Origin of the sequence: Lentiprolixibacter aurantiacus (assembly GCF_026241225.1) — a bacterium.
GTDB lineage: Bacteria > Bacteroidota > Bacteroidia > Flavobacteriales > Flavobacteriaceae > Lentiprolixibacter > Lentiprolixibacter aurantiacus.
In genome coordinates this window covers 806,016-819,875 of sequence record NZ_JAPFQP010000001.1, presented here as the reverse complement: position 1 = coordinate 819,875, position 13,860 = coordinate 806,016, and the positions used below count along the sequence as shown (strand labels likewise).

Here is a 13,860-nt window from a genome sequence, read left to right as displayed (position 1 = left end):
GTGGATTTATGTTAAGACCCGGGGAAATCTCACGGTAAACACCGTTCCTTTTCCTTCCTGGGAAGTAAATGTAATGGTTCCTTTGTAGGTTTCTACAATATTTTTGACCATGCCAAGACCAAGTCCCATACCACTGGTCTTAGTGGTAAATTTGGGCTCAAAGACCTTATCGCGTACCCCGTCTGCTATGCCAACCCCGTTGTCAGCTACTGAGATCTTGACATATTTTTCTTCTGAGGATACTGATACGAGTATTCTTGGGGCATCAACATCGGGTATGGCCTGAATTGCGTTTTTAACCAGGTTGGTGACCACGCGTACCAGCTGCGTGCGGTCCAGTTTGGCGATAATTTCTTCTTCATCCGCTATAAAATGGATGTAGTTTTCATTGAAAATATCCAAAGCCAGTTTAACTGTCTTAACAACATTAAGGGTCTCATTCTGCTGGGCAGGCATTTCAGCAAAATTTGAAAAAGCGGAAGCGATACTGCTCATTGTATCTATTTGCTGTATCAGCGTATTGCAGTACTCCTTGACTTTTTCCGGAGCCTTGGGATCTGAGGGATCAAACTTGCGTTCAAAGCTCTGCACACTTAACCGCATAGGGGTAAGCGGGTTTTTGATCTCATGTGCCACCTGCTTCGCCATTTCCCTCCAGGCCTGTTCCCGTTCGCTTCGGGCCAGCTTTGCAGCACTTTCCTCCAGGGCATCAATCATTTCATTATAGGAATCGATTAGCTTACCTATTTCTTCACCGGGGTTTTCAATTATGATCTTTTCGTTCCTTTTGGTCAACTCTGTTTTGGTGATCTTTTCTGAAATGGTCTGCAAAGAACGTGTTATGTATTTCGATATAAAATAAGCCAGGGCAATGGCAAACAAGAGCATAAATATGTATACCATCCCCAGGCGAATGAGGAACTCCCTCAATTCCATATCGTTAAAGGAATTGTCTTCGAAATAAGGAAGATTTAATATACCTATTGGTTTAAAACGATTGTCTGTTATATAGGTGTAAGATGCCTTGTACCTGTCCATCCCGGCCACACGGTCCTGCACATAGCGCTTGGTAGGACTGGCATTGAGGTTGGTGAGGATCTCATCAGGCAAAACACTGACCAGAGAATCATTTCTGAAGCGGGGTTTCGAACTCTTAACGAGGTTCCCCTGCAGGTCGTAAATATTAAAGTTGACATTCTGCACATCTGCAATCCGATAAATCTCATCCCTGAAAATCAGGGAAAGATTGTCTGTAATTACCGGATATGTGGTCTCTTTCAAGGCATACTCAATGCTCTGCTTGATCTGGGCCTCCTTGCGTTCCAGTCGCACCACATGGTAATCTCGCGACTGCTCCCGATACTGATAGAGGGTAACCCCGGCTATCAACACCGAGGCGATCAGTACCAGCAAGATCATGGAAATGAATATCCGGGACCTTAACGAAATCTTTGCAAACAACTACCTGTAATTTGGAAATAAAGATAGCAATAATCGATCCAAAAATATCCGGCTGTAAAGAAGGGTTCATATTGGCCTGTGGTACCTCAAAAACGCCACCAAAATTCTTAACCACCCGTTCAGGCCTCCGGGTTTTTATCCCTTATGCGCTTATACAGTCTTATGCCAAGCATCAGCAATATGGCAAGGAGGATAAGACCAGCCAGGCCGTATATCCAGTTGACCGCATTTTTAAGTATAACCAGGAAGGTTACCGCAAACAATACCAGGGTAGCTCCCTCATTCCATATACGCATATAGTTGGAGGTATAACGGGCTTCATCCTTTTGCAACTGCCGGTATATTTGGTGTGTTCTAAGGTGATAGATAAACAGCAACAGGACAAATGTCAGCTTTACATGCATCCAGGGCTGGGAAAGCCACCCGGGCATAAGCAAGAGCAGCCAGGCGGCAAAAAAAGTGCACAGAATGGCCGAAGGCCAGGTAATGATTTTCCACAATCGCCTGGTCATCAGCCGGAGCTGGTTGGCCAGAATCTCCCTGTCCGGAGAGGGTTTTTCCAGTGCCTCTATGTGGTAAATGAAAAGCCTGGGAATATAGAACAAGCCCGCAAACCAGGTAACCACAAAGATCAGGTGCAGGGCTTTTATATAATTGTAATAGGCCTCCATCAATCAGGCATTTTTACTGCCCCTATCCCTGCTTCCCACAGGGCTTTGTTGAACGCTGGTATTTCCTTTTCGATTATTGAAGTTGCCCTTGCCTTTAATCCCAACCATTGCTTATCCAGTTCCGCTTTGCGATCCCGGGAAGACTGGTTAACCCTTGGAATTGGACTGGAGGTCTGGTTGATCAGGAACAGATACTCGGCTGTAAACTTATTCGGGAAATTTTCAACATCGTCATAGGCTTTGGACTTTCGCTGTACCATTTCCTCATCCCAGTTTTTCAAATTCTCCAGCAGTTCATTCCCCTGCGATTTTAGGGATCCTTCTTCAAGGTGGTCCAGGATTTCCTTCACCTGCCCCTGTACCTTGTAAAGGGAATTTATCATGTTGTGCATCTCGGTTAGGCTGGCCTCCATGGCAATCATGAAAGTATTAAAGTCTTCATATTGTCCGGGTGCCGTCTGAAATTCTGGCATTTCCTTTATTTCAGCTGTGGTGACAACCTTGCTTCCACCCACCTCAAGTTCCAGGCTGTACTTCCCCGGGGGGGCCTTGTGCCCTCTGAAATTGGCTTCTATATAAACGTCCGGAATCCCGGGCATTATCGGATATCCCATATCCCAGACAAAACGGTTGAGCCCTGGCTTTTTGCTCAACAGTGGCTTAGGAGGAGCCCCTCCCCCATTGTGCGGTTTGTAAGCAGGATCTTTTTCAGAGCTTATTGTCCTTACGATGGAGCCTTTTGAATCCTTGATGGTCAAAGTAATTTCCTGGTCCTCCTTCAAATCGGGCAAATTGTAGTAAACAACTACGCCATTAGCCGGATTAACCCCCTCAAAAGGATGTGTTCCATCAAAATTGCCAGCACTTCTGCTAAGCGGACTGCCCCAACTTCCATTGTAGGCAATCGGCGGGCGCATAATGGAAAGCTCTTTGTTTCCAGCCTTATACTGGGCTAGGGTTTCAAGATCATCCAATATCCAGAACGATCGCCCTGAAGTTGCTACAACGAGATCCCCCTCCTGTACTTTCAGATCTGTAATCGGGGTTACCGGTAGGTTTAACTGGAAGGGTTCCCAATTGCCTCCCCCGTTCCAGGAAATGTATAGCCCCTTTTCGGTTCCCGCATATAAAAGGTTTTTCCGGATTTTATCTTCCCTCACCACCCGGGTAAATGATCCGTAAGGAATCCCCCTGCTGATATTGGTCCAGGTTTTTCCGTAATTGGTGGTTTTGTATAGGGCCGGTGTATAGTCGTTAAACTTGTATCGTGTAGTGGCTATATAAACCGTGGCTGGATCATGGGGAGAGACCTCAATGGCGTTTACCAGGCATTCCTCCAGGCCTTTTGGGGTTACATTTTCCCAGCTTTGTCCTCCGTTTCGGGTAATATGCACCAACCCATCGTCACTACCGGTCCAGAAAACACCTTTTTCATGGGGAGACTCCATCATATAGGCAATAGTCCCATAATTTTCAGCTCCAACGGCCTCAACCGTATAGGGCCCTCCCCCTTTGCCCTGTTTATCATCCATATTACGGGTAAGGTCTGGTGATATTTCTTCCCAAGTAATTCCCATATCGCGTGTCCGCAGCACCATCTGTGCGCAGTGGTAAAAAGTTCCGGGTTCATGTTGCGACCAGATAATGGGGGCATTCCAGTTGTAAAGATACTTCATGTCCCGGGCTGCCCTGCCTAAATACTGAATTGGTGCTGCCATTATCTTAGTACCCGCTTTCGAGTCCATATCCAGCGCCTCAATGGTCCCCAGGTAACTTCCACCCAGGACATACCTGGGGTTTTTGGGATCAAACGCCAGAAAAGCACTTTCCCCACCTGCAGCATAGGTCCAATCCTGGGTGCTGATACTACTTCGGCCAACGGACAGGCTCGCTATTTTTACCGAGGTATTGTCCTGCTGTCCTCCATAAATATTATACGGAAAAAGGTCGTCTGTATTTATACGATAAAATTGTGCCGTGGGCATATTTTTTTGGGTAGACCAGGTCTTTCCCCCATTGAAGGAGATGGCCGCACCACCGTCATTGGCAATTACCATATTCCGGGAATTATCCGGGTTAATCCAGAGGTCGTGATAATCCCCATGAGTTCCTGTAATGCGCTCCCAGGATTTACCCCCGTCTATGGATTTCAGTGCAGGAGCACTAAGCACATAAACCGTATGCTCATCATTGGGGTCTGCAAATACCTCGATGTAGTACCAGGCGCGTTGCACAAGACGATTATCCCCGCTTACCATACTCCAGGAATCCCCGCCGTTCATGGAAACAAAAAGTCCACCCTTATCCTGGTTCGAATCACTTTCAATAAGTGCATAAACACGATTGGGATTAGCAGGGCTGACGGCTATAGCCATCTTTCCCTTTTCCTCCGGTAGTCCCTTGTGGATTTGCTTCCAGTTTTTACCTCCATCCGTGGATTTGTAGAGTCCGCTCCCCGGACCGCCACTTATCACTTTATAAGGGGTCCTCTGGTGTTCCCACATGGCGGCATAAAGAATATCTGGCGCTGTAGGATCCATAGACAGTTCGGAAGCCCCTGTAAGGTTATTTACGAAAAGGACCTTCTTCCAGCTTTCTCCACCGTCTTCAGTTTTAAATACCCCTCGCTCAGCATTTGGGCCATAAAGTGCCCCCTGAGCAGCAACATAGACCACATCCGGATTGTCAGGATGTATCACAATACGGGAAATATGCTGTGTTTTTTCCAGTCCTATCTTATTCCAGGTCTTACCCGAATCTGTAGACTTGTAAACCCCATCTCCATAGGATGTCATAACCCCTCGTGGGGCATGCTCGCCCATGCCGCAATACACAATGTTGGGGTGGGAGCTGGATACGGCCACCGCTCCAACGGAACCGGTTTCAAAGAATCCGTCTGAAATATTTTTCCAGCGCTGTCCTGCATCCTCAGTTTTCCATAGTCCTCCACCCGTTGTCCCCATGTAATAGGTAAGCGGATCCCCAACCACTCCGGTAGCTGTAACCGATCTGCCGCCCCGGTAGGGACCTATATTCCGATACTTCATTGGGCTGAAGTATTCCTCAGCAGTTTGAGACCATCCGATGGTTATGGTTAAAAAAACCAGTAGGTAAAACAACAGTTGCCTTTTCATGTTTTTTAAATTAAGAGGATTATTCTTCAATAAAAAGATAGTTCAGCTTCAATTGATTGAATGCAGCATTAAATTCATTGATTTCGCTGTCTACCAGCTTGTCAAAAGTTGCCAGTTGATCATTGATTTTCCGGGATAATTCATCTTTGACCTGGATGTCCTGTGCCGTAGGTGGAAAATCATCGATTGAAACCAGGCTATTCAGGTGGGCGAGCTTATTCGTCAGCCTGATCGGGAAATTCAGTGGATCCTGTGAACTCCTGTTCTTAGTCTGATAAAGGGCCTTCTCAATCCCCTCAAATGATTCTTTCATTTTCCTTGCCTTATCCCTCAATTCTTTTGTGCGCTCATCGTCTTTATATTGTTTCATGAAAGTATCCAGCTGAGCTCCTATCTTCCTGATCTTCTTAATTGACTGATGCGCCCTGTCCACAGTTGTATTTACATCAGTAATAAAGTCATATTGCTTTTGCATATCAGTAACCGATACCTCAGCACGTGGGTCCGGAATAATTTTGAATCCCTGTGATTGGTTTGCCCCGTTGACCTTCAGGTGAACCGAGTACTTGCCGGGCACAGCCTTTGCCCCGTTCAGGTTTGCAGACCACAGAACCATCCCCTTAAGCATTTCTGCCCCTTTTCCACGGGTGTCCCAAACATGGGTATTACCTCCCTTTTTAGCTTTGAGTTTGTTCTTCGGCTCCTTGGCATGTGTGCTATAGGTAGCCAGGGTGTCTCCTCTAGCATTAGTATAGGTAAGCATTACCGTATCCTTCTCAGTGTAATCCCGTAAATAAAAGTGAGTAACCACGCCATTGGGGTGGTTTTGACCAGCTGTCTTAGAAGGTCGCGAAGCGGCTCTCCCTTTGGTACGATAAGCATCCTTTGGAGCAAACAATATGCTTGCGGCCGATTTCTGGCCTGCTTCGAGCTGGTGCAGCACAGTAAGGTCGTCCAGAATCCAAATACTTCGCCCCTGGGTTGCCACAATAAGATTATCGTCTTTGATTGCCAGGTCTGTTATTGGAACAATGGGCAGGTTTAGTTGAAAAGCCTGCCAGTTCTGTCCATCGTCAAATGAGATGTACATGCCGGTTTCCGTTCCTGCGTAAAGCAGCCCTTTTCTTTTTGGGTCTTCCCGCAAAACGCGTGTAAAATGTTCATTTTTAATTCCTCTTGTGATCAGACTCCAGGTCTTTCCATAGTCCGTAGTCTTGTACAAATAGGGGGTGAAATCACCCAGTTTGTAGCGGGTTGCAGCCACGTAACATGTTCCTTCGTCAAATGCCGAGGGTTCAATGCTGTTTACCATACTCCACTCAGGCATATTCACTGGTGTAACATTCTGCCAGGTCTCCCCGCCATCCTGTGTTAAATGCACCAGGCCATCGTCACTCCCTACCCACATCAGGCCTTCTTTTAGGGGGCTTTCATTAGCCGCAAAAATGGTACAGTAATATTCCACCCCTGTATTATCCTGTGTTATGGGGCCACCGCTGGAAACCAGTTTATCCGGATCATTGCGGGTAAGGTCTCCACTAAGCAATTTCCAGCTTTCACCTTCGTTGGTGCTCAGGTGTACATGATTGGAAAAAGTGTAAAGTTTTTTGGGGTCATGCTTGCTGAACATTATCGGGAAATTCCACTGGAAGCGGTATTTCATTCCTTCTGCGCCGTAGCCCATAGGATTATCCGGCCAGACGTTAACTGCCCTGACAGTACCCTTATCGTGGTTAACCCTGGTTAAAAAGCCTCCATAGCTTCCGCCATAGACAATATCATTGTTGTTCGGATCTACAGCAATATGGGCAGACTCCCCCCCTGCAGTAGGTTCCCAATCGTCTTCGCTGATGCTTCTCCCATCACTTCGATGGCGAATCCTGACCGTTGAATTATCCTGTTGTGCAACATAGATGCGGTATGGGAAATCATTATCGGTAGTCACCCGGTAAAACTGGGCGGTGGGCTGGTTGTAGTAGGTACTCCAGGTAGTTCCTCCATCGTAAGAAACCTGGGCTCCCCCATCATCCCCTATGATCATACGCTTTGGATTTTCCGGTGCGATCCACAGGTCATGGTGATCTCCGTGTGGTGCATTGAAGGTTTTGAAGGTTTTTCCTCCGTCGGTTGATTTGTGATACCGGACGTTGAGTACATAGACTACATCTTCATTCTCGGTATCGGCGTAAACGCGAGTATAATACCAGGCCCTTTGACGCAGTTTTCGTTCGCCATTTACCAGTGTCCATTTTTTACCCCCATCATCTGAACGATACAAGCCTCCTTTATCCTTGTTTTCAACAATTGCCCAGACACGTTCAGAGTTCTTGTGGGAAACAGATACCCCTATGATCCCCAACGTCCCCTCCGGAAATCCTTCGTTTTTAGAAATCTCAGTCCAGGTTTCGCCACTGTCGGTACTCTTCCACAGGGCAGATCCATCTCCCCCACTGCTTAAGCTGTAAGGGGTGCGCTGAGCCCTCCAGGTAGCGGCGTATAAGATCCTTGGGTTATTGGGGTCCATCACCAGATCTACCGCCCCGGCCTGATCGTTTACAAACAAGGTCTTCCTCCAGCTCTTACCCCCATCGGTACTTTTGTATACCCCCCTATCTCCGGAAGGTTTGTAAATATTCCCCAGTACGGCTGCATAAACAATATCGGCATTTTTAGGGTGGATGCGGATCCTGGGCACGTGCCGGCTTTTTTCGAGCCCCAGAGAGGTCCAGGTTTTCCCGGCATCAACCGTTTTCCATATGCCATATCCCGAGGAAACATTACCCCTTAAGGTCTTTTCCCCTCCACCAACATAAATCACATTGGGATCACTCTGGGCCACTTCCACTGCGCCAATACTCCCCCCAAAATAACCGTCGGAAATATTCTCCCATGAACGACCTCCATCTGTTGTCTTCCAGACACCACCACCGGTTGCGCCAAAATAGAACAGATTAGGTTCTCCGGGTACACCGGTAACCGCAGCAGAACGACCACCCCTGAAAGGACCAACCAGACGGTACTCCATGCTGGAATACAGGTCTTCAGGATATTCTACTGAAGCTTCGGTTGACTTTTTGCGTCTTTGGGCATTTATTGAATCGGGGGAAAAGGTAATCATGAGGAAGCAAATCCCCACCAGCAATGGTAAGCGTTTCATATTGTGTTCTTTTGAATTAGTCAGGCTTAAATGTAGGGAAAAAGAGTCATATAGTAAATCGAGAATGCTGTACATCTACAAAGGCAATATTGAGATTTAACAGCCTCGGATTATTGATTGCCAATACCCAAATGCATCCCCTTAAATGCTATTCTCTTATTTGTTATATTGTATCTCTGTATTCATAGCAACTAAACCTTTTAATTATGAAAAAAATCATTTATTTCCTGTTAGCAGTTCTGCTTATTACAGCTTGTGAAGAAAAAAAACAAATTGACCTTGAAGCAGAAGCAGAGGCTTTAATGGCTACCAGCAGGGAATGGGCCCAATCCCAATCCAATGAAGAATATCTCAGCTACTGGACAGAGGATGCTCAGTTAAGTCAATCCGGTTATCCCATGATGAGAGGTCACGAGGCCATTATGGGAATGCTTGAAAGTACAAAGGATATTCCGGGATTTAAGGTAATGTGGGAGCCCTACGAAGCACATGTCTCCGAAAGCGGTGACATGGGTTATCTTTTGGAGAATAGTTCATTTACTATGAATGATTCCCTTGGCAATCCAATGACCCAGTATTTCCGAACTGTGACTGTATGGAAAAAACAAGATGACGGTAAATGGAAATGCGTGGTAGATCATTTAGCTGCCGATCCTCAGTTAACTTCAATTAAATAGCCTTTTACCTAAGCCAGGGAGGTGTTATTCCCCCTGGATAAAGGAATAATGCATGAAATTATCCAAGCCAGTTTCCGCTTTTGCCGGTATCGTGTTTTTTCTATTGGCCTTTGCCACATGGGAAATCAATGCCCAAAATCCCCGGGCAAGAGATTATAAAATTGAAATCGGTGTTTTACGGACGGGCCCATTAAACGGCATAACTGATGTTCCCGGCGTTCTGGTTGGACATACCACGCTTATTAAAGACCAGCATATCCGTACCGGAGCTACCGCCATTTTACCACATTCTGGAAATATCTTTCAGGAGAAAGTCCCCGCCGCTATTTATGTTGGGAATGGATTTGGGAAGCTCGCCGGATCCACACAGGTTGAGGAATTGGGCGTTCTTGAAACTCCCATTGTGCTTACCAATACTTTAAGTGTTCCCACGGCTATGAATGCCCTTATTTCCTATACGCTGGAGTTACCTGGGAATGAAAAAGTACGGTCGGTTAACGCCCTGGTAGGTGAAACCAATGATGGTTTTCTGAATGACATACGCGGCAGGCACCTGCAAGAATCCCATGTTCGCGAAGCTATTCGATCGGCCACAAAAGGACCGGTAAAGGAAGGCAATGTTGGGGCAGGAACAGGTACAGTCTGTTTTGGATTTAAAGGGGGTATTGGAACTTCTTCACGAGTCCTTCCGAGGAAAGTTGGAGGATATACCGTAGGGGTCCTGGTACAATCTAATTTTGGAGGAATACTTCAAATAAATGGTGTTCCTGTCGGAAAGGAATTGGGGAATTACAGCCAAGGGTTTATGTATGATGCCGATGGTTCCTGTATGATTGTTGTTGCTACAGACGCCCCTTTAAACTCAAGAAACTTGAAGAGGCTGGCGAAACGGGCCATCTTGGGTTTGGGCCGTACAGGGGGTATCGCCTCCAATGGCAGTGGGGATTATGTAATTGCTTTTTCCACCTACGAGCCAAACCTATCGGGTAAGGCCAAAGGAAGAAATACCGAAATAAAGGAAGAATTAAAAAATGACGCCATGAGCCCCTTGTTCCTGGCCGTTATTGAAGCAACCGAGGAAGCCATCATAAATTCTCTTTTTGCAGCCGAAACCATGAATGGCAGGGATAACCATGGAATAGATGCACTACCCCTTGAAAAGGTACTTCCCCTGCTTCAGAAAGAATGAGTGTAGCAATATAAATCGTTCCACCTACAAAAAAGAAAGCCTTCGGTACCAGACCAAAGGCTTCCCCCCTCACTAACTCAAATCACCGGGTCTTACTCCTTATTTTTCCTTCCCAGGTAAAACCGAAGGACTATTGATCCCAGCAACGCAACAAACAAAACCAAAGCTAACCATATGTTCCCGGGCCTGCTCGCCTCCCATCCATATGATGCAATTTGCCAGATTCCTGAAGTCAGCAAGACAATAAAAAGAAGTGCTCTGGGTGGCGTAAGCCTGTATTTAAAACATTTCATATCCAATTTTTAATACCAGCCCATACAATTTCCATACTCATATAAAGCCAGAGCCACTCCTACCCATCCCAGCGTACGGGATGCTATTTTTCTTATGGCCTTCTTGGCTATAGCCTCCGTAACATTGCCTTTGGCAAACTCAATTATGGCATCTACCCCTACAGCTACCAGCATACAATCCATCCAATCCTGGCTGCCTCCGATTAGGGTATTATCCTGCAAAAAGAAACTAAAATCTGCATGTTGCGCCTGGTAGGCGTGCTGTGCCTGCAAGCCCTGCCGTTCAGACTTAGCGATCCAAATGCCCACAAGCACCAATCTGGGGTCATCAGAAACTCCTAACTCCCTGGTGATAAAAGATTCTGAAATGCCGTAGGTTTCCAGCAACTTTCTGCTTGCAACCACTGCTGGTTGCAGAATGCCCTGCATTTGCTGACCCCATTCTTTTCCTTCTTTCTTAAGATTCTTCCCCGCATTTAAAGCCGATGATTGTGATCCCATGAGTGCTCCCAAACTTTCGCCGGCCTCTTTAAGGGTTTCTTCAAAATCACGTATCGCCAGCTCCCTGTTTATATCGGGGTATTCCCGAGTGTCACTTTCATCTTCACAAGCCAGTGAGAAAAACGACAGAGCTACCAGAAGAATCTTCATCAGATTCATTTTAGTCAGGCCTGTACCGTATACTTCCATCTTCATTTCCATCATCCAAAATCCATTTATGTTCGTACTCCATTGATCTTCTATCTTACCCCATGGTGGTAATGAGGCGGCAAATTAGCGTGGCCATCTGCAACATGCATGCGTGTTTGATAAAAAGACAAAAAACAGGGATGGATATCCCCTAAGACTGAATATTCAGGGAGTGTTTCACTTCCTTTCTCAGGAAGTAACCGGTTACCACAGTGGCCAGAAAATCGGCTACAGGAAATGACAACCAAACTCCGAATTCTCCCATAAATCGGGGAAGAATCAGTATAAGGGGAATAAAAAAGAAGCCCTGGCGTGTTAAGGTGAGCAGCAACGCCGGCACTGCCTTTCCTACTGCCTGAAAATAGGCCGCTCCTATAAGTTGCAAAGCAATGATAGGAGTAGCCGCAAAAACCCAGCGCATTGCCCCGGGTGTATTTTCGAGTACGAAGCTATTGGTGAGTAATTCCTGTTCGGAAATATCAGGGCGATTACTTAAAAACAAGGCCGTAATGGCTTCAGGAAACACCATCAAACCAATGAACACCAGGGTTGCCATAAAAGAAGCATATTTTATCGCAGTGTAAATGGATTCCTTTACCCTTTCATAGCGATGTGCGCCATAATTATAGCCGGCTACAGGCAGGAATCCCTGGGTTACACCAAAAACCGGGAATAAGGCAAACATCAGCATCCTTCCAATAATGGCATAAACCGCCACCATAGCTTCCCCTCCTAGCTCGAAGAGGATATTGTTCATCAATAAGAAAGTAATACTGGTAACGGCCTGTCGCGCCAGGGTTACCAGCCCTAAAGCCCCTATCTCTTTGAGGATGTTAGTACTCAGGGCAAAGTGGTGCGCCTGAATTTTGAGTTCCGAATTGGGAGACAGGAAAAAATAAAGGATATAGCCAAAACAAAGCAGGTACCCCGCAGTTGTAGCCCATGCCGCACCGTGCATCCCCCAATCAAAAAGATAGATAAAAACATAGTCCAGTACCAGGTTTCCTACCGAAGGGATAATCATGGCAATCATGGCGAAACGGGGTTTCCCTTCTGCTCTGATCACCGTATTGCCCATCATGCACAAGGCCAGGAAAGGAACACCATAGAGTACAATGGTATAATAGATCTTGGCCGGCTCAAAAATCATCCCTTTGCCTCCAAAGGCAGGAATAAGATCGTCTATAAAATAAAGGCCCAAAGCCACCATAGAAATAGTGACCAATAGGGTAAGGCTGATCTGGTTTCCAAAGGTCTTCCGGGCCTTTTCCTTCTGATCCGCCCCCAGGGCGCGGGAAATAACACTACTGCCCCCGATGCCAATCGCCATACCCAGAGCAGCAATAAAAAATGAAACGGGAAGAACAACATTAATGGCCGCAATGGCGATGGAACCAATCCAGTTCCCAACAAATATGGTATCAACCAGTATGTTGAGGCTCATGACCAGGATCCCAATGGAAGCGGGGACAGCCTGCCTCACCAGCAGACGCCCGATGGGTTCTGTTCCCAGCTGATCTGAGCTTATCCTGCCCATCAGGCAGGAAGGGATTGATCAGCTTCCCATTGCCGTATCCATTTTACCATAAGGGTTACCCAGGCATCAGAATCATTGAGGCAGGGTATGTGTTTGTAGTGTTTTCCGCCGGCTTCTTCAAATTGCTCCTGTCCCTCCATGGCAATTTCCTCCAGTGTTTCCAGACAGTCGCTTACAAAAGCAGGGGTGACAACAGCCAGATTTCGCTTGCCTTCCTTAGCAAGCCTTTCAAACTCAAAATCGGTGTAGGGCTTCAACCATGGATCTCCTGCAAGCCGACTCTGAAATGAAGAGCTTACCTTGGATTCATCAAGCTTCATATGTTCAATAACACGATCTGTTGTGTCATAACACTGGTGCCTGTAGCAGGTGTGGTGGGCCACAGAATTGATCTTACAACAGGAACCGTCAATTTTGCAATGAAATTTTGTGGGGTCAGATTTGCGGATATGCCGTTCAGGTATCCCGTGATAGGAAAAGAGGATATGATCGTAATCAAAATCCTTAAGGCCTTCTGCTATGCTGTCTGAAAGTACTTTGATGTAATCCGGGTTCTTGTAAAAAGCAGGCATGGTGGTAACCTGCATCTCCGGAAATTTCTGCTGTTGTACTTCCAGGGATTTTACAACTACGGTCTCGTAAGAAGACATGGCATAATGTGGATAGAGCGGCACCAAAAGCACTTCATCCACCCCTTTGGATTGCAACTCTCCCAGAGCCTTTTCAATACTCATAGAACCATAGCGCATCCCCAGGGCAACGGGCAGGGAAAGCCCGGATTTCACCTTATCCCTGAAGCGTTCCGAGATTACAATCAGGGGTGACCCTTCCTCCCACCAGATCTTCTGGTAGGCCTTGGCCGACTTCTTTGGCCTTGTCTGAAGAATGATTCCGCGGACCAGCAGAGTACGCAGCCATTTGGGTGCATCAATTACCCTTTCATCCATCAGGAATTCATCCAGATAGGGTTTTACATCTTTAGGAGTTGGGCTGTCCGGAGAACCCAAATTGACCAGTAACACACCTTTTTTCATAACAATTTTTTGTTAAA

General features: G+C 46.5%; 9 protein-coding genes. 2 read left to right on the top strand and 7 right to left on the bottom strand.

Translation table 11 applies throughout. From position 1 onward, the window contains the following. Positions 1–6 precede the first annotated feature (6 nt). The 4 genes from OO016_RS03605 to OO016_RS03590 form a co-directional block, all read right to left on the bottom strand. On the bottom strand, positions 7–1,419 hold the full coding sequence (locus tag OO016_RS03605; protein WP_266011946.1) for a sensor histidine kinase: 1,413 nt from the start codon (positions 1,417–1,419) through the stop codon (positions 7–9). Between the two features lie 161 nt (positions 1,420–1,580). Then, positions 1,581–2,132: a CopD family protein gene (locus OO016_RS03600; RefSeq protein ID WP_266010909.1), complete on the bottom strand. Its 552-nt coding sequence runs from the start codon at positions 2,130–2,132 to the stop codon at positions 1,581–1,583. Next, a complete protein-coding gene (locus OO016_RS03595; RefSeq protein WP_266010907.1) occupies positions 2,132–5,266 on the bottom strand; it encodes a VPS10 domain-containing protein in 3,135 nt (1,044 codons plus the stop codon). The genes OO016_RS03600 and OO016_RS03595 overlap by 1 nt, the downstream gene beginning before the upstream one ends. Positions 5,267–5,285: 19 nt before the next feature. Then, on the bottom strand, positions 5,286–8,423 hold the full coding sequence (locus tag OO016_RS03590; protein ID WP_439649298.1) for a VPS10 domain-containing protein: 3,138 nt from the start codon (positions 8,421–8,423) through the stop codon (positions 5,286–5,288). Positions 8,424–8,629: 206 nt separating this feature from the next. On the opposite strand from OO016_RS03590, the gene OO016_RS03585 reads away from it, so the two are divergent. Both OO016_RS03585 and OO016_RS03580 read left to right on the top strand, forming a co-directional pair. After that, positions 8,630–9,100 (top strand): YybH family protein, encoded by a 471-nt coding sequence (locus OO016_RS03585; RefSeq protein WP_266010906.1) that lies wholly within the window; start codon positions 8,630–8,632, stop codon positions 9,098–9,100. Between the two features lie 52 nt (positions 9,101–9,152). Next, complete coding sequence (locus OO016_RS03580; protein ID WP_266010904.1) at positions 9,153–10,289, top strand: DmpA family aminopeptidase; 1,137 nt, start codon at positions 9,153–9,155, stop codon at positions 10,287–10,289. Positions 10,290–10,591: 302 nt separating this feature from the next. Here the strand turns inward: OO016_RS03580 and OO016_RS03575 are convergent, their stop codons facing one another. The 3 genes from OO016_RS03575 to hemH form a co-directional block, all read right to left on the bottom strand. Continuing rightward, a complete protein-coding gene (locus tag OO016_RS03575) occupies positions 10,592–11,287 on the bottom strand; it encodes a hypothetical protein (protein ID WP_266010903.1) in 696 nt (231 codons plus the stop codon). Between the two features lie 136 nt (positions 11,288–11,423). Continuing rightward, positions 11,424–12,809: an MATE family efflux transporter gene (locus OO016_RS03570; RefSeq protein ID WP_266010902.1), complete on the bottom strand. Its 1,386-nt coding sequence runs from the start codon at positions 12,807–12,809 to the stop codon at positions 11,424–11,426. After that, positions 12,809–13,843 carry a ferrochelatase gene (gene hemH, locus OO016_RS03565; protein ID WP_266010900.1) on the bottom strand — a complete coding sequence of 345 codons (1,035 nt, stop codon included), beginning with the start codon at positions 13,841–13,843 and terminating at the stop codon, positions 12,809–12,811. The genes OO016_RS03570 and hemH overlap by 1 nt, the downstream gene beginning before the upstream one ends. Between the last annotated feature and the right edge of the window lie 17 nt (positions 13,844–13,860).